At 57.4% G+C, this 16,015-nt stretch carries 19 protein-coding genes and 1 tRNA gene; 16 read left to right on the forward strand and 4 right to left on the reverse strand.

Features of this window, described 5'->3' with window-relative positions; genetic code table 11:
• Positions 1-3 precede the first annotated feature (3 nt).
• The 4 genes from OHL11_RS15115 (at position 4) to OHL11_RS15130 (ending at position 2,797) form a co-directional block, all read left to right on the forward strand.
• Positions 4-1,065, forward strand: a complete 1,062-nt coding sequence (locus OHL11_RS15115) for a sugar kinase (RefSeq protein WP_263372364.1) — start codon at positions 4-6, stop codon at positions 1,063-1,065.
• A 15-nt stretch (positions 1,066-1,080) separates the two neighbouring features.
• Complete coding sequence (locus OHL11_RS15120) at positions 1,081-1,743, forward strand: bifunctional 4-hydroxy-2-oxoglutarate aldolase/2-dehydro-3-deoxy-phosphogluconate aldolase (RefSeq protein ID WP_263372365.1); 663 nt, start codon at positions 1,081-1,083, stop codon at positions 1,741-1,743.
• A gap of 14 nt (positions 1,744-1,757) precedes the next feature.
• The gene (locus OHL11_RS15125; RefSeq protein ID WP_263372366.1) at positions 1,758-2,528 is read left to right on the forward strand and encodes an SDR family NAD(P)-dependent oxidoreductase; all 771 of its coding nucleotides are present in this window, start codon (positions 1,758-1,760) and stop codon (positions 2,526-2,528) included.
• Between the two features lie 192 nt (positions 2,529-2,720).
• A tRNA-Asp gene (locus OHL11_RS15130) sits at positions 2,721-2,797 on the forward strand.
• Between the two features lie 143 nt (positions 2,798-2,940).
• On the opposite strand, the gene OHL11_RS15135 is transcribed toward OHL11_RS15130, so the two are convergent.
• The 3 genes from OHL11_RS15135 to OHL11_RS15140 form a co-directional block, all read right to left on the reverse strand.
• Positions 2,941-4,104, reverse strand: coding sequence for a tyrosine-type recombinase/integrase (locus tag OHL11_RS15135; RefSeq protein ID WP_263372367.1), 1,164 nt, complete (start codon positions 4,102-4,104; stop codon positions 2,941-2,943).
• 10 nt (positions 4,105-4,114) lie between these two features.
• Positions 4,115-4,318, reverse strand: coding sequence for a helix-turn-helix domain-containing protein (locus tag OHL11_RS17395; RefSeq protein WP_390233687.1), 204 nt, complete (start codon positions 4,316-4,318; stop codon positions 4,115-4,117).
• A gap of 570 nt (positions 4,319-4,888) precedes the next feature.
• Positions 4,889-5,893, reverse strand: a complete 1,005-nt coding sequence (locus OHL11_RS15140) for a helix-turn-helix domain-containing protein (protein ID WP_263372368.1) — start codon at positions 5,891-5,893, stop codon at positions 4,889-4,891.
• Positions 5,894-6,456: 563 nt separating this feature from the next.
• Between OHL11_RS15140 and OHL11_RS15145 the strand changes: the two genes are divergently transcribed.
• The 6 genes from OHL11_RS15145 (at position 6,457) to OHL11_RS17400 (ending at position 8,742) form a co-directional block, all read left to right on the forward strand.
• Positions 6,457-6,705 (forward strand): hypothetical protein, encoded by a 249-nt coding sequence (locus OHL11_RS15145; RefSeq protein ID WP_263372369.1) that lies wholly within the window; start codon positions 6,457-6,459, stop codon positions 6,703-6,705.
• A gap of 208 nt (positions 6,706-6,913) precedes the next feature.
• Positions 6,914-7,246, forward strand: coding sequence for a hypothetical protein (locus OHL11_RS15150; protein ID WP_263372370.1), 333 nt, complete (start codon positions 6,914-6,916; stop codon positions 7,244-7,246).
• On the forward strand, positions 7,243-7,584 hold the full coding sequence (locus tag OHL11_RS15155; RefSeq protein WP_263372371.1) for a hypothetical protein: 342 nt from the start codon (positions 7,243-7,245) through the stop codon (positions 7,582-7,584). The genes OHL11_RS15150 and OHL11_RS15155 overlap by 4 nt, the downstream gene beginning before the upstream one ends.
• Positions 7,581-7,892, forward strand: coding sequence for an RNA polymerase sigma factor (locus OHL11_RS15160; RefSeq protein ID WP_263372372.1), 312 nt, complete (start codon positions 7,581-7,583; stop codon positions 7,890-7,892). Before OHL11_RS15155 ends, OHL11_RS15160 begins: the two co-directional genes overlap by 4 nt.
• 90 nt (positions 7,893-7,982) lie before the next feature.
• The gene (locus OHL11_RS15165) at positions 7,983-8,339 is read left to right on the forward strand and encodes a hypothetical protein (RefSeq protein WP_263372373.1); all 357 of its coding nucleotides are present in this window, start codon (positions 7,983-7,985) and stop codon (positions 8,337-8,339) included.
• A gap of 34 nt (positions 8,340-8,373) precedes the next feature.
• The gene (locus OHL11_RS17400) at positions 8,374-8,742 is read left to right on the forward strand and encodes an HNH endonuclease (protein ID WP_390233693.1); all 369 of its coding nucleotides are present in this window, start codon (positions 8,374-8,376) and stop codon (positions 8,740-8,742) included.
• Here OHL11_RS17400 and OHL11_RS15170 read toward each other — a convergent pair.
• Positions 8,706-9,257, reverse strand: coding sequence for a hypothetical protein (locus tag OHL11_RS15170; RefSeq protein ID WP_263372374.1), 552 nt, complete (start codon positions 9,255-9,257; stop codon positions 8,706-8,708). The two genes, OHL11_RS17400 and OHL11_RS15170, sit on opposite strands and share 37 nt — an antisense overlap.
• A gap of 233 nt (positions 9,258-9,490) precedes the next feature.
• Here OHL11_RS15170 and OHL11_RS15175 point away from each other — a divergent pair, with 233 nt between their 5' ends.
• The 6 genes from OHL11_RS15175 to OHL11_RS15200 form a co-directional block, all read left to right on the forward strand.
• Positions 9,491-9,982, forward strand: a complete 492-nt coding sequence (locus OHL11_RS15175) for a phage terminase small subunit P27 family (protein ID WP_263372375.1) — start codon at positions 9,491-9,493, stop codon at positions 9,980-9,982.
• Positions 9,960-11,615 carry a terminase large subunit gene (locus OHL11_RS15180; RefSeq protein ID WP_263372376.1) on the forward strand — a complete coding sequence of 552 codons (1,656 nt, stop codon included), beginning with the start codon at positions 9,960-9,962 and terminating at the stop codon, positions 11,613-11,615. The genes OHL11_RS15175 and OHL11_RS15180 overlap by 23 nt, the downstream gene beginning before the upstream one ends.
• Positions 11,616-11,656: 41 nt before the next feature.
• Positions 11,657-13,615: a phage portal protein gene (locus OHL11_RS15185; RefSeq protein WP_263372377.1), complete on the forward strand. Its 1,959-nt coding sequence runs from the start codon at positions 11,657-11,659 to the stop codon at positions 13,613-13,615.
• A complete protein-coding gene (locus OHL11_RS15190; RefSeq protein WP_263372378.1) occupies positions 13,590-14,246 on the forward strand; it encodes an HK97 family phage prohead protease in 657 nt (218 codons plus the stop codon). Before OHL11_RS15185 ends, OHL11_RS15190 begins: the two co-directional genes overlap by 26 nt.
• A gap of 79 nt (positions 14,247-14,325) precedes the next feature.
• Positions 14,326-15,501, forward strand: a complete 1,176-nt coding sequence (locus OHL11_RS15195; RefSeq protein WP_263372379.1) for a phage major capsid protein — start codon at positions 14,326-14,328, stop codon at positions 15,499-15,501.
• Positions 15,502-15,826: 325 nt separating this feature from the next.
• Positions 15,827-16,015, forward strand: a 189-nt coding sequence (locus OHL11_RS15200; protein WP_263372380.1) for a hypothetical protein, incomplete at its 3' end; no start/stop codon positions are given.

Genomic DNA, 16,015 nt, shown 5'->3' on the forward strand with positions numbered 1-16,015 from the left:
TCCATGACCCCTTCTCGTCTCGACATGATCGCGCTTGGCGAAGTGATGTTGCGCTTCGATCCGGGTGAACGCCGCATCTCCACCACGCGCAGTTTTGAGGTGTGGGAGGGCGGCGGCGAGTACAACGTCGCTCGCGGCCTGCGACGCTGCTTCGGCCTGCGCACGGGCATCGTCACCGCGCTCGTGGACAATCCGACAGGTCGTCTGGTTGAAGATCTCATGCTGCAGGGTGGTGTTGATACGAGTGCCATCCAGTGGCAGGAGTTCGACGGCATCGGGCGCGAAGCGCGCAACGGTGTTTACTTCCTCGAGCGTGGCTACGGCGTCCGTCGCGGTATGGGCATGATGGACCGCGGGCATACGGCGATCTCGCAAATGAAGCCAGGCGATATCGACTGGGACGCCCTCTTCTCCCACGGCGTGCACTGGTTTCACACCGGCGGCATCATGGCCGCGCTCAGCGAATCCACCACAGAGGTTGTGCGTGAAGCGATGCAGTCGGCCAAGCGCCACGGCGTAAAGGTCAGCTTCGACTGCAACTACCGTCCGTCACTCTGGCGTTCGCGTGGGGGCCGTGCAGGCTCTATCGCGGTGAATCGCTCGCTCGTGCCGATGGTCGATGTGCTCTTTGGACACGAAGGCGATGTCGCCCCTGAATTGATCGCTTCGTCGCATGCGGCGGTGTGGCATACGGCCGAGAGCTTCGCCGCATCGAGCGCACGCGTTGCCGCAGAGTTTCCGAACCTCACCGCCATTGCAACGACGGTGCGGCGCCCAGTTACTGCGACGCGCAATGACTGGAGTGCTTTCGCGTATAGCCAGGGCGAGGTCACAGTAGGCATCCACTTCCCTGAGCTGGAGATTCTCGATCGCGTAGGCGGCGGTGATGCGTTTGCGTCGGGCTATATCTACGGCCAACTCCACGACCGCGGCCAGCAGTGGTCACTCGACTGCGGCATCGCGCACGGAGCTCTGGCGATGACGACAGCCGGCGACGCGTCCACCGCAACGATGGCCGAAGTGGAACAACTGATGAAGGGCGACAGCGCAGGAACAATGCGCTAGGGAGAAGCTGTACAGATGGCAAAGACGAAACAGGAAGTATTGGCACGCATGAGGGCCACCGGCCTGGTCCCCGTGCTGCGAGCCAACAGCGAAGAGCAAGCCATGAAGCTCGTGGCTGCAATGATGGACGGCGGCGTCGATGTGATGGAAGTCACCATGACCGTACCCGGCGCGGTGAAGGTCATGGCCCGCATCCTTCGCGAGTTCCCCGCGATGCTCGTTGGCGCAGGCACGGTGCTCGATCCGCAAGCGGCTCAAGCCTGCCTCGACGAAGGCGCCGAATTCATCGTCAGCCCTGCATTGAACATCGCGACCATCGAGCTTTGCCAGCGCGCATCGATCGCAGTGCTACCCGGCGCGCTGACGCCGACTGAAATTGTTACCGCATGGAACGCAGGCGCCGATGTCGTGAAGGTCTTCCCCGCAAGCGCGATGGGGGGAGCGTCGTATCTGCGCAGCCTCAAAGCGCCGTTACCGCAGATCGAGCTGATCCCGACCGGCGGTGTCTCTGTGCCGACCGCGCAGGACTTCCTTGCTGCAGGAGCATTCGCACTCGGCGTCGGCGCAGACCTCGTCAACACCAAGGCCATCGACGCCGGCCAGCCTGAGATCGTTACCGAAAAGGCGAAGCAGTACCTCGCGGTCGTCGAAGATTTTCGCAACACGCAGAGCGCTTAGGAGCTACACGCAAGATGAAGAACTACTTTGACCTCACGGGCAAGTGCGCCGTTGTGATGGGTGGAACCACAGGCATCGGACGCGAGCTCGCACTCGGCCTCGCAGAGTCCGGCGCGGATGTCATCGCCACCTCGCGCTCGGCGGACGGGGTAAAGGCCATGCAGCAGGAAATCGAAGCGCTCGGTCGCCGCAGCCTTGACGCCACCGTCGATGTCACGTCGCGGGAGTCCGTGCAGGAGTTCCACGACAAGGTACTCGCCGCCCTCGGCAAGGTCGACATCCTGGTCAACTGCGCGGGAATCACCAAGCGCGTACCGACGCTCGACTGCACCGAAGAGCTGTGGAACCAGATCTTCGACGTCAACGTGGTCGGGACGCTGCGCGCCTGCCAGGTTTTCGGCAAATCGATGCTTGAACGCGGCGCGGGACGGATCATCAACATCGCTTCACTGTCGACCTTCGCGGCCTTCCTCGAAGTCGCACCCTACTGCGCCAGCAAGGCTGCGATCGGCTCGCTGACGCAGTCGCTGGCGGTCGAATGGGGCCCTCGTGGCGTGCTCGTCAACGCCATCGCCCCTGGCGTCTTCCCCACGGCGCTCAATAGTGCCATCATCGCCAGCCCTCGTGGGCAGGAGCTGAAAATGCGCACACCGCTCAGCCGCTTCGGCAAGGCGGAGGAGCTGGTCACCACCGCGCTCTATCTTGCCAGCGATGCGACGTCGTTTACCAACGGCCAGATCATCCCCGTCGACGGCGGTTTCCTCGCGAGTGCCGTCAATCAATAGCGGCGGGTCCTGCTGCGGTTAGAAAATCCACAGCAGGGTTTCACCGAACGCCCATGTTCTGTTACACTCAATCTTGTTGTGAGGGAGCGAGCTAAGCCGCTTCGGTTCACAAAGGTAGACCCAATCAGCCACCGAATGCGGCAGTGCTTTTGGATCTATGTGACGTAATTCCAAGTAGTTGCCTTACTCCTTGGGGACGTAGCTCAGTTGGTTAGAGCGCTGCCCTGTCACGGCAGAGGTCGCGGGTTCGAGCCCCGTCGTCCCCGCCACTCAAAACAAAGCACTTAGCTCCGAGTGGCGATCAAGATTTAGATGAACAAAAAATGAACTCTTACAGAGTAGCGAAGATCAACCGCACTCACAAGTTAAAAGCCCCCTCGCGATGAGGGGGCTTTTCTCGTTTTCTACATTCTCACGCGGCATCTTTTTTGACGACAAAGAGGCCTGACATGGTCGATAGAGCTGAACGCTTGGCATCGACGTTTCCCTGCGTATACACATCGAGCGTGATGCGGCTATTCGCGTGGCGCAGAAGCTCTTGAATCGTTTTTACGTCCTCGCCGTTCGCCTTCAACGCGGTTCCGAGTGAGTGCCTGAAGGCGTGCCAGTTCACTGTTTTCTGGATTCCTGCCTTCGCTGCTGCCGGTCGGATGTGGTTGACGAGGATTTGGTCAGGCCAGTAGGGCTGCTTGCCGTCGCTGTATGGGCTGGCGAAGACCCAGTCGTCGTCACGGTTGTATGGAGTGGACTCACGCCAATCGGCAAGGGTTACGGCGAGTTCTGGGTGCATCGGCAGTCCACGCCTCGAAGCCTCTGTCTTGAGGTTCGTCTGCTCTTTTCCGACCAGACCTTGTCGGAGATGGAACCACAAGCCGGTCGTGTCAACGTCACACCAACGCAGTCCGCGGAACTCCGACTTTCGTAGTCCGGTCGAGGCGGCAAGAATAAGCATGACGCGTGCTGGTTCGTTTTCGACGCGCATGATAATCGCAGCGATCTCTTCCACGGTGAATACAGTAGGTTCCTTCACACGTTTTGCGCTCTGACGCACAGACGCGATGGGGTTCGTCTTATCGTAAAGCTCGTGTCGGATGCAGTGCGAAAACAGCGCGGAGAGGTGGTTCCTTAGCTTCGCCTTCGTGCCCGGAGCGAGGCTGGTCAGTGAGTGAAGCCAAGCCTCCACGCGCACAGCTTTCACCTCATCCAACGGCGTCAAGCCCCAGTGAGGCAGCAGCCAAACGCGGAAATACTCCAGATAGTTTTTGATGGTTGAGGGTGACCGAGCTGCTGCGGGATTACGAAGCTCGTGAGCCTGAAAGTGACCCCACGCGTCGCGCACGGTGAGTTTTCCCGCCTTGTCCTCAGCGGCGTTGATTTCGGCACGCAGGTTTGCAGCGGCTCGCTTTGCGTCATTCTTCGTCGGGTACTCGCGGAGCGTGCCGATGATTTTGCCGAGGTGCTTTCGCTTGCCGGTCTCGTCGGGCGCGGTGCGGTAGCGAAGAAGCCAAACATCTGGTCCCTTCGCGCGTTTGGCGAGGTAGATCGAACCATCTTGATATTGCGTGTGAGTAGGCATAATGGTTCCCCTACTCGACGGGCTGACTGACCGAGCATACCTTTAACGCGGCCCATTGGACAAGGTCAGCCTCGCGGAACCGCCAGAGCCTTCCAATTCTTATTGCGGGAAGTTCCCTGCGGCGTGCCATGGCGATGGCGGTCTTCTCGTGGATTCCAAGGTAGGCAGCCGCATCAGAGGGTTTCCAGAGGCGGTTTATCGATGCATCAATCATGGAGGGCTAATACTCATGCCGACGACATAGCACCGATTATTGGGTGGATCTGATGACGGGATCGATGGTAATTAACGTCGACATGCTCACTACGTTATCTGCACCTGCTCGATCCTCCTACGTCTATAGGTCCCACCGTCCCAAGCAACATTGCGGCAAGCACTTCGTCGCTGCGCTCACCAAACACGCCCCCGCGACCATCGTCATTAAGGGAACAACGCGCCCCGCAATCACGACCGCTACGGAGCTGATGACGATGCTCCGCGAGGGAGGCACGTCGATGCGATCAATCCCATGGGAGATCACCATCCCACGAGCTGGCTGGATCGTGCTGGTCCCACGCGTACCTGGGCGACGTGCTGCGCGAGGTGCCCGATGAGTGGTCATATCCCCGCGATGATAGCGACGATGGAGTACGATCCAATGCCCCACCTCCGTCACGCATTGATCGCCAAGATCGATCGCTGCGTCAGCCACCACAAGGCCGCTGTACGGGCCCGACGCCAGGGCGACGAGATGGTGCTCAATGGGGCACTACGTCTCGCCAAGCTCGCTTGGCGAGACGCGGAACTATTCGCCGAGGAGATCGGCGTAGTAATCGACGCCACCATCGCCAACACCTATTGGCGGGCTTATGCCCTCGGATATCGCGACGGCAGAGTGCGGGGGATGGTGGTAGTGCTCCCGCATAGCCATTGAGCCGTCCTCGGGGCTCAATCGCTCAATGGCTATCACAGCATCTCCATCCTCCCCCAACCTGAGGTGGGGAGTGCTCAGTTGTTCGGCGGGCTCCGTGTGAGCCAAGAAAGCAAGCATCGTGGCGTCGCACATAGCTGTCCCCCACACGGGGTCTACAGCGACTCCTCCATTAAGGCGGAGGTGGTCACGTACGGCAGCCCGGTCGAACTTGGCGATTGCGCTTTCATCAACCGTACCGGGTTTCGAGTCCTCGATGGTCCCGACCAAGATTCTCCGGAGATACCCAGCGGGATTCGACGCAGCAGCCGCCAGCCGCTTGGCTTCCTCGTTGATTTCAGCCCACGCGACCAACGGAGCAAGCCCTTGATGCTTAGCGCAGATGCCTTCAGCAATCCTGCGGGCGTCGTCAGCATTGATCTTGCCTGCGAAGTGCTCGTCGCTCACGATCGCATCAGTGAGCCCGTCAGTGCAATCCAGAGCATCCAGATCCGCAGGTGCCGTTGTGTGGTCGGGCTCTTCGTCCGTTGAGTCGCTGACTACGCCTTGGCGGACAAAGGGATTAACCGTCGGCACTCTTTGTGCTTCGGCTCGGTCGTGCATCTCCCAGATATTGAGGTGCCAGACGTTCGACCGGTTCGGACGAATTGTGCGTGAGACGAGACCGTCTGACTCAAGCTCGCGAGCGGCCTTCTGCAGAGTTTTGGAGTCGAGGCCGGTGTCTGCGCAAAGCGTCTCATAGCCCACGTAAGTCGAGTAGTCGGTTCGTTGGTCGGCACGGAGGGCGAGGTGGTAATAGAGCGATTGCGCAGCCTTGCGCAGTAAGCCCGAGTCGCGGGCATCGCGAAGAATATCGAGTGTCGTCAGTTGTTTTCTCATCCTGGCTCCTTATGGTGGTCAATACTTCGTCGCTGTCCGGTGGTCAGTTTATGCAGCGAAAAATATTTCCCTCACTAAGGCATTCCGTAGTCGAAATTTCCAGACTGGCTATGTTCCTCGGAAATTTTGCGCGTGTGGATCGCTTCCGAGGAAAAAAATTTCCGAATTTCGGAAAAAACACCCCGCCGTATCAGCCTTAACAGCCTTTTCAGCTTTCATCAGCCCTTAAGGGACCTATAAGGGACCTTAATCAGAGAGTGACAGCGCTTCACGCGCTTTTGAAAAAACTGACAAAAGCAACAACAAAGACGGCTCCTGTACTACGGTCGCTTATCGCTCCCTACGCACAAGAGCAGAGACAGCAACGGGCAATCCGGTCGCTGGTCGCTCCCTCCCGCCCTCCTCGCCTGTCCATACTCCGCCGACTCAGCCCCGCAGGGAGAACCCTCCAGCGGGCCCGCCCGACCCGCCCCGCCCCGCCCCATCAGCGAACCCGACCGTAGTTACTTATCTTCAACATTCGAACTCCGACTACCGATCCCCTAGGTAGAGGAGATAACACTGTGCACTCTCATCCACTCATCCCGCCCGGCATGAAGACCTCGATCAAGCGCCGCCGTATCCAACCCTCGCCTCTGGCAGACATCACGCCAGACCGCCTAAGCGTAGCCGACCTCACAACCATCGAGGATCTCATCAGCGGCACGCTACAAGACCCGCTGACACCGATATCCGTCTGGCTGCCCCTCAACGAGCTGATGACACGCGTGAGTACGGAGCGCTGTCACCGCGAGCAAGGCGGTCTCCGATGAACCAGGCCGCCAAGCGTCGCAAGCGCACCACATGGCGCGATGTACCAGACGCCCGCCATCGCTCTTTTCCTGCCTGGCCACAGCCGGAGTCGCTACATCCCTCTGCCCAGACGATCGAAGACGCCGCCGATGGAGATGCACATGCCCGGGCGATAGTCGCAGCCTACCAACACCTGCCCCTCAACCCGGTGCTTGCCGGAGGTGCGCGATGAAGACTCTGCTGCGCACGATCGATCACGTCCGCAACAAGCCGGACCCGAAAAAGCTCCCGAAATTAGATACGTCTCGGAAAATCGCCAACGCGCTGAAGATTAATGACGACTTGCTTTGTCGCCGCGCCCTTGAACAAGCCCAAGCAGAGACCGGCGCACCGTATGACCTCTTCGGTCGGTCACTCAAGCGCAAGCATATGGTCGCGATGATATCTGCGCTCTATCCGGCTGCGCTCTCAGACGGAGACCGCGAGATGCTCAACGCCTACCTGTGGCCTGATGGCGGAACGCACTACGCCGACGAGCTCCTGAGAGGAGGTGCTCGATGAACACACTACCCACCGCTCTGCCAGCACTGCTCTCGACGCTTACCGCTCGCCTCACACGAGGCATGCAGACTGATGATCGCCTTCGGACGCGCCGGACTATAGGCAAACTGGCTGTCCACTTTTTCCCGTTCGTGAGCGAGCTCGGTAGGTTGGCCGCGAAGGCGAAAGTCTCACTCCTGGAGATGCACTGCGCGGATGAGGAGCTGGCTAGCCGATGCTTGGATGCCTGCCGCAACGCGGACGAAGACGCGCTGAAAGCACAAGAGCTACTCGACATGATTCCGGAACTCAAGGTTCAGGTCGATGCCCTGATCGCGTCGATGGAGGCCAAGCCATGAGCGAGCACACTGAGCAAAACGCAATCGCACTTTCCGCGTGCCGCACCACAGCTGTATCAGAGGCACGGCGACGAGGACTCAGCGCAGAGGACGCAGAGGATGTGGCTCAGGACGTTGTTATCCGTCTGCTCGGCGTCCTCAACCGGGGTGCGGAGATTCGCTCGGTCAAGGCATGGACGATTACAGCCACACGCCGCCTCATCATTGACCTACATCGCCAGCAGTCTTCATCGAGGCACGGAGCTGGATTACTGGAGTCGCTGGATGCTCTCGATGATGATTGGGACGATTTTCGTCTATGTAAATAGAGGGTCAAACGCGCACACCTTGCAGCGGGTCGCAGCAGATCGCCCGATCAGCTCCCCGCTGCTCCCTCGCCAGACAGAGAGGACATTAACATGAGCAATATTTTCGAGCAGATCGGCCACGGCGTTGAGGTCGCGGCCAAGGACGTGGCACACGTCGCGGTCGAAGTAGTGGACTTCTTGCCGCACGCGCTGAAACTCCTGGATGACGCCATTGCGCATGAGGCGGAGGTGAAGACTCTAGTGGTTGATCTCGTCAAGCAGGCGACAGCGGTACTGACCGCTGGCACGGTGGCGGTAACAGACAAGGGCGTAGACCTCACCGCTGATGCGGCTACTCTGGCTGCTGCTGAAGGATTCTTCGCATACTTCAGGGGCACATTCTTGCCTGCGGCAGAAGCGCTCTACGCTCAATTGGAAGCGGACGTAGACGGTGCCAGCGCGAGCTAAGCGCGGGTGCCTACATCCTGGGTGCTCGGCACTCGTGGATAGCGGTCATTGCGACGACCATGCTGAGCGCCGCAGAGATCGCGACCGATGGCGTGGATCAGCCACTCAGCGTGGGTACGACAGCGGTTGGAAATGGATACGGCTCGTCGCTCTGAGGCGGGACAAATACCTCTGTCAACACTGTCTACGCGATGGACGAGTGACACCTGCACTCGACGTGGATCACATCGTACCGATTGCATCAGCTCCACAGCTACGACTGACCTTGAGCAACCTGCAAAGCCTCTGTAGACCCTGTCATAGAGCAAAGACGGTCAGAAGTGAACACCAGCAGCAGAAAACAAGCTCTGCCAATGAAACAGAGCCTCACCTCAATAGATCGGCACAAAGCGAGAGCGGATAGAGGTGAAGAGCGATCCACCGTACAACGGCTAAGCTGATGCTGCCTCCGAGGATAAAAATCAGAATCCAGAACGCCCAGCGAAACCGAGTTTCTCCTCTACGTACTTTCTTCCAAGCCTTATCGAGTATGACAGCGGTTCTATTCAGCACAGTGAGAACACATGCATTTACCTCGTGAAACATCTGCTTTGTATGGGAGGCATGCTCGACTAGTTCATCAAGCGCCTCTACGAGCACCCTCGACTCAGGCTTTTGCATATCGAGGCGAAGTCGAATCCGATAACCAAGAGTGTTCAGTTTCATCACAAGTTCGCTAGATGTTGGGGTTAATGACATCCCTGCGCCGAGCGCTGCTCTAGCTCGCATGTTCTCGTTGTAAAGGCCAACAGATAGCGAGCAATACTCTGATACATCATTCCGCAGAGCATCGATCCACTGTTGTCGGAATTCAGAGACCTTCGCATCTTTCGCGACCACCGCCGCGAGCGTACCTGCGCTAGCGGCAATGACACCCACAAGAATCGATCCACTCGTCATGCATTGAGTTTAGGCGGATCGAGTCCGCGCGGACAGCACAAAAACAACCTCAGTAGTGAAGCGGGTTTCATCGACACATCTCACCCGTAAGTGCTTAAGGGGATAGGGGGCATTGCTTTGTCCGGCCTCGACGGATCGGAGACCCAGCCCTGGTCGTCTTTTCACGACCGCGAAATGAAGAGTCGGGGTTATCGAGCGAAAGAAGTTGAAAGATGGCCGGAAGAAAACCCAAACCGACAATTATCAAGCAACTATCAGGGAACCCCGGAAAACGCAGATTGAACAAGTCCGAACCCTCATTCTCCGCTGGTGCCACCTGCCCGAAGCATCTGGATAAGGTCGCTAAAGCCGAATGGAAACGAATAGCGGCTGACCTCACCACATCAGGTCTGCTGACCTCCGTTGACCGCTCAGCACTCGCCGCGTACTGCGTTGCATTTTCGCGCTGGATCAAAGCTGAGGAGCTTCTTGAACGCGAAGGCCTAGTCATCGTCTCTCCGAAGAGTGGCTACGCGATGCCGCACCCTGCGGTCTCCATCTCAAACACCGCGATGACCTTGATGCACAAATTCGCATCGGAGTTCGGTTTCACGCCTTCCTCACGCTCTCGCATAAACGTCGCGGCTCCCACCAAGACAAAGGCAGACCCTTTGGACGCATTTTTCGACCTGAACACCAACGATGATGAAGGACTACGCCAATGACGCCACACGCTATTGTGAGCGAGTCGCGTCAGGAGATATCGTCGCTTCAAAGTGGATCAAACTAGCCGCGCAGCGTCATCTTGATGACCTCAAGCGCACCGGCTCACGCTGGCATTACGACTATGTACAGGTCAACCGCGCTTGTTCATTCATCGAAAGCCTCACGCTTGAATCTGGACAACGATTCACACTGTCCGACTGGCAAATCTGGCTCACCGCCTCGCTGATGGGTTGGGTGGATGCAGACGGTCTACGCAAGCATATCGAAGCCTACGTTGTCGTGGCGAAGGGAAACGGTAAATCGCCATGGGCGGCGGCGATGTCGCTGCTCTTTGCGTTTGGTCTCGACGTACCAAAGGCAGAGGTGTACTGCGGTGCAATGTCACTGCTGCAAGCGGACGAGGTACACCGAGTTGCACGTCACTTCGTCGAATCGAATCCCGCATTCGCCGCGATCAACGTGCTCGCACAGAAGAAAAGCATCTTCTCGCTCGCTGGTTCACGCTTTCAGCCCGTTATCTCCCGTGGTCGGCATGGGGCCAGACCACTGCTCGCAGTGCAGGACGAGTACCACCAAGCGATTTCTGACGACCTCTATGGGACGTTTAAGACGGGCTGTAACAAGACGGTCAATTCGCTTTTGCTCACGATCACCACAGCAGGAGTCGCGAGTACCGCATCACCCTGCTATCAACTGCAAGAGCGGGCCATAAAGGCTATCGACGGTTCGATGACCGACGAGCGTTTCTTCACCGCGATCTACGCAGCAGACGACACGGTTGAATGGACATCGGAAGAAGCCTTGCTCATGGCAAACCCAAACCTCGGCATCTCAAACGATGCGGAGAAGATTCGCCTTGCCATCGTTGACGCAACGCGGAACCCCGCTCATGCGAACAACGTGAAGGCGATGCACTTGAACGTCTGGTCTACCGCTTCCGCATCATGGATGAACATGACCGCATGGTCGAAGTGTTATGACCCGCACCTCACACAGGACACGGTGAAACATCTGCCCTGCTGGATAGGTTCCGACCTCGCGAGCAAGATTGACCTCTCAGCTTGTGTACGTCTCTATCGAGACGATAGCCAAGGCGATAGACCACACTACTACGCTCTATGCCGCGCTTACCTACCCGAAGAGCGAGTGAATCTCCCGGAAAACACTCACTATCAAAAGTGGGTCGCTGAAGGTCATCTCAACGCGACACCCGGATCGTCGATTGATTACGCGATGCTTGAGGCCGATGCGCTGGCTGATATCGCAGAGAACCAAGTCCGCGAGTTCCCCTATGACCAACGCTACGCAGACCAATGGTCTCAACGCGTCAGTGACCTCTCTGGTATCGAGCGCATAGAGACACCTCCATCGCCAGCAGTGTTATCGCCAGCGATGAAGGAGCTAGAAGCTGCCGTGGCTGATGGTCGATTCCATCATGATGGCGACCCGGTTCTCACATGGTGCATGTCCAACGTGCTCACACGCGAGACCGCCACTGGCAATTACACCATGCCCGACAAGTCGCGTCCCGAAAACAAGATCGATTGCGCCGTGGCTCTCTTCATTGCGATGAGCCGCGCTCGTCTCGCAGAACCCGAACCACAAGCCACATACGGATTCCTTTTCGCTTAATATTCATGCCACTTTTCTCATCACATCCCGTAACGCTCGGCTTGAGCGATGGCACCGCCGTCGAAAAAAGGTGGAACATCAACAACCCATCGACACCGCTCACAGCTATGGCTGCGTGGGGTGATGTAGGTGGTGGACTTTCTTCATCTGGCGAAGTGATAACGGAGAAGAATGCACTCTGCATCTCGACGGTCTACACCTGCGTCACGATCCTCGCTGAAGCAGTAGCCTCGCTTCCGTGTCGCCTAATGAGGTCAACGGATGACGGCGATACACCAGCAACGGATCATCGTTTGTGGTCGCTACTCACTGAATCCCCAAACGAGGAGATGACCGCGTTCACCTTCTGGTCAACGATAGTCGGCTCGTCGGCTCTATGTGGCAATGGCTACGCACAGATCGTGCGTGATGCAACCGGAGCAGTTGAGTCCATCTGGCCTCTCCATCCCAACAAGACAGAACCTATTCGCAACGCGACCGGTCAGCTTGCATACAAAACGACTGACGGCATGACGGATGGCGCGTATCGCATCATCGCCTCAGCGGATGTACTTCACTTCCCGCTATTCAGCCTCGATGGAATCAAGGGTGTCTCCCCTGTAACCGCTGCTCGTGAATCCTTTGCGACCGCTAGAGCAATGGAAAAATTTGGAGCACGTTGGTTCGCTAACGGGGCTCAACCTTCCAGTCTCCTAATCAACAAGAACGCAGCTAAGCCCGATGCAAAGGCACAACGCGAATTCGTTGAAAGCTGGCAGGCTGCTCACTCCGGTATCAACCAACACAAGCAAGGGTTCCTCTGGGGTGACTGGTCGGTCGAGCAGATTGGGCTCAGTCCCGAAGATTCTCAGTTCCTCATCGCACGCAACTACCAACGCAGTGACATCGCATCGATGTACAAGATCCCGGTCTTCATGGTCGGCAACACAGAGAAGCTGAGTAACAACAACTACACGGGACAACAGATGGGCTTCGTCATAGACACCCTTCGTCCCATCCTCGTTCGGCTCGAAGCTGAGTTAAAACGCAAGCTCCTTAAGTCATCCCGATTCTTCGTCGAATTCGATGTGACCGAGCGTCAACGTGGCGACTTCCAGACGATGGCTCAAGCCATCTCACTCACCCGCCAATGGGGTGTTCTCGACGCCGATGAATGCCGCGCCTTGCTGGGCTACGCGCCTCGTGGTGGTGCTGCGAAGAAGCTAATTACCCAAGTGAATATGACCCCACTCGATGACCTCGGAAGACACCGCAACTCCCTGCACCCAAGCCAGACCCCAAGGACACCACCGACGATGACGCAAGCTAAACCTCAGGCTCATGGGGTTGTGTACGTCATCACGAACGTTATTACCGGTCAGAAGTATGTTGGCCAAACTGTAAGACCGGTTGAAAGGCGTTGGAGAGTTCATGTTCGTGATGCGAAGGCCTGCTCCTATCGTTCGAGATTACATGACGCGATCAGAGAACACGGCGAATCGAACTTCACTGTTCACGTTCAAAGTAACTGTGTAGGTAGACGGGCACTTGATACCGCTGAGCGCTTCTACATTGCTCTGTACCGCACCCAAAACCCTGCTTATGGATACAACCTCCGCTCAGGCGGTCAGGCCGGTAGCGGCTACAAGAAGAAGCCTAAATACTCCCTGACTAAGGATGTACTTGCACAGCACATCAAGGACGGACTAAGCGCAAAGGAAATGGGCGCAATCAATAAGTGTTCTCACGTGACGATCCTACGGTCGGTTCACGAGCACTTTGGCAAAACTATGCATGAGGTTCGCCGTGACCTGTGTGGGATGACGATGCCCTCATCCTTTTGCAAGCGTCAGAGTGCAACGCGCACCGGAACCAAGCGAACACCAGAGACCCGGAAGCGACAGGCCGAAGCGGCGCGTCGAGCCTATACACCCGAACTCCGCACTCTCCGACGTGAACAGAAGATCCATTACTGGCAAGAAAGACAACACAACCATGACACTCAACAAACCAACTCGTGAGGTTCGCTCATTCCGCGCGACGGAACTCCGCGTAGCCGAAGGTGATGGCAACACCCTCACTGGATACATCGCCGTGACAGAGCAACCCACGGAAATGTTTCCCGGCTTCATTGAAGTATTGAAACGTGGGTGCTTTGCTCATACCATATCGCCAACTGCCGACAACGATGTTGTCGCTCTCATAAACCACGATGACGATGCACCCGTAGGACGCCTGTCCGCTGGCACTCTCACATTGGTTGAAGACGAAAAAGGCCTGCGGTTCTCACTGAACCTTCCAAACACAACACGCGCCAACGACCTCAAGGTCAGTGTCGAGCGCAAAGACGTAACGGGTTGCTCGTTTGGTTTTGTCTGTCCTGATAGCACCTACACGGAAGCGAAAGACGGCACAGTCACCCGCAGCGTGAACGTGGTTGACCTTATCGAAGTGAGTGTTGGTGTGACGTTCCCCGCCTACCCACAAACTTCGATGGCTCTCAGGTCTCTCCCCGACTCGATGCCAGCCGAGTTCCGCAGCCGTTTCGAAACACGTTCTGAAGCGCCTCTGAAACCAGAGTCGCTACAGGATCACGAAGACGACTGGAAGCTCAACGCCGATCTGCTGATTCGCCTCGCCGAAGAAAGCTAGCCCCCACCCCACTTCTGTACCAACATCACCGCGCCCTTGGGTGCGGCAATCCCCGTTGCACCCCAAAAGGAATGAACTCATGAATTACCGTGAAACCGTCGAACGTCGCAACAAGCTCCTCACCGATGCACGCACCGCCATGTCTGCAGAAAACGTCACCGCCGAAACTCGCTCCGCAGTCGATGCAATGCTTGCAGACGCTCAGTCGCTAAAGGGCGACATCGAGCGCATGGAAGCGTGCGCCGAATCCGAGCAGCGCAGTCTGCCCACCAACACCCCGCCGCGAGGTGCCGTTGAGAACCACGAGGCGAAGGATGAGCGTACTTTCGAGGAACGCAATCGTGCAGCGAACATCGCTCTGCGTAGCTTCATTCGTGGCGAACGTTTCGAGCAACGCGACCTCACCGTAGCCGCAAACGGCGGTGTGATGATCCCCGTCGCAGCCGTTGACCCGATTCAGGCCAAGAAGTCCGCTGGCTCCATCATGGACATCGTCAAGCGTATGCGGACCACAACCGGCGAAGATGTTCGTCAGCCGCTATGGGATGACACCTCGAACGGTTTCGTTCTCGACTCCACTTCGATCACCACAACCGACCCGTCCATCACCGGCACGTTGCTCAAGGTGGATGGCCTGCGTTCGAACCCCATCCTCTTGGACAACAAGCTTGTTCAAGACGTGAGCTATGACCTTGTGACCGACGTAAATAATGCGATCAATTTGCGTTACATCCGTTCTGTGTCGCAGGCCATCGTTCAAGGCAACGGCTCCAACTTCACCGCGCTGTCCGCACCGTCGGCTCTAACGTCTACGACAACCGCCATCGTGAAGTACGCCAACCTAGTCGGACTGATGACCGCTCTTGATCCGGCCTACTCAACAAACGCGTGCTGGTCGTTCTCGACCGCAACGCTGGGCCAGGTGATGAACCTCACCGACGCGAATGGCCGTCCGCTGTTCCTCCCGTTCAACGACGGTGGTATCAGTGGCTTCGTCGGCACCATCTTTGGGTTCCCCGTGAAAATCGACCAGTATGCAGCAACCGTTGCAACCGGAAACACACCGATTCGCTTCGGCGACCACAGCGCAGCATACACGTTGCGTGAGGTCGAACCGGGCATCGTCATCAAGCAGAGTTCGGATCGTTGGATCGAACTGAACCGCCTGGGTGTAGTCGCATTCGCTCGCGCTGGTGGTGCACCGACTATTGCATCGAGCACGACTCCGTCGATCGTCTCGCTCACCATCAAGTAAACCCAACATAATCGAGCACCCGAGGTCATCACTGGCCTCGGGTTCCTTATCGGAAGTCCCATGCCTCTCAGCTATAGCGAACTCACACAACCCGCTGCAGAACCCGTGACCGTCGCGATGGCAAAGCAACAGCTCAACTCCTTCACAGGCGACGACGCTCTCATCGCGATGTATATTCGCGCAGCTCGTCAACATTGCGAACGAGTCATGCAACGGTACATCTACAGCCGCACCATGCTACTCACACTGGATTACTTTCCTCTGCTCAGTGAATGCGTCAGCGGTGCAGATCAATACGCGTACGTGTCGAGCTACATCCGTTGCGGTGTCAGGTCATCGTGGCGTCTACGTTGTGCCGCGCTTCGGGGATCAGACCTTCGGTGACTACATTCAAGGTCTCACCAACAACGACCCTACATGGAACACCTACGTGTCTCCGAACGGGACTCGCGATTACCCATCTGTGATGGGTTGTGCCTACTGTTACATCAAGGTCGAGTACAACACCGACGAC

Origin of the sequence: Granulicella cerasi, assembly GCF_025685575.1 — a bacterium.
Lineage (GTDB): Bacteria > Acidobacteriota > Terriglobia > Terriglobales > Acidobacteriaceae > Granulicella > Granulicella cerasi.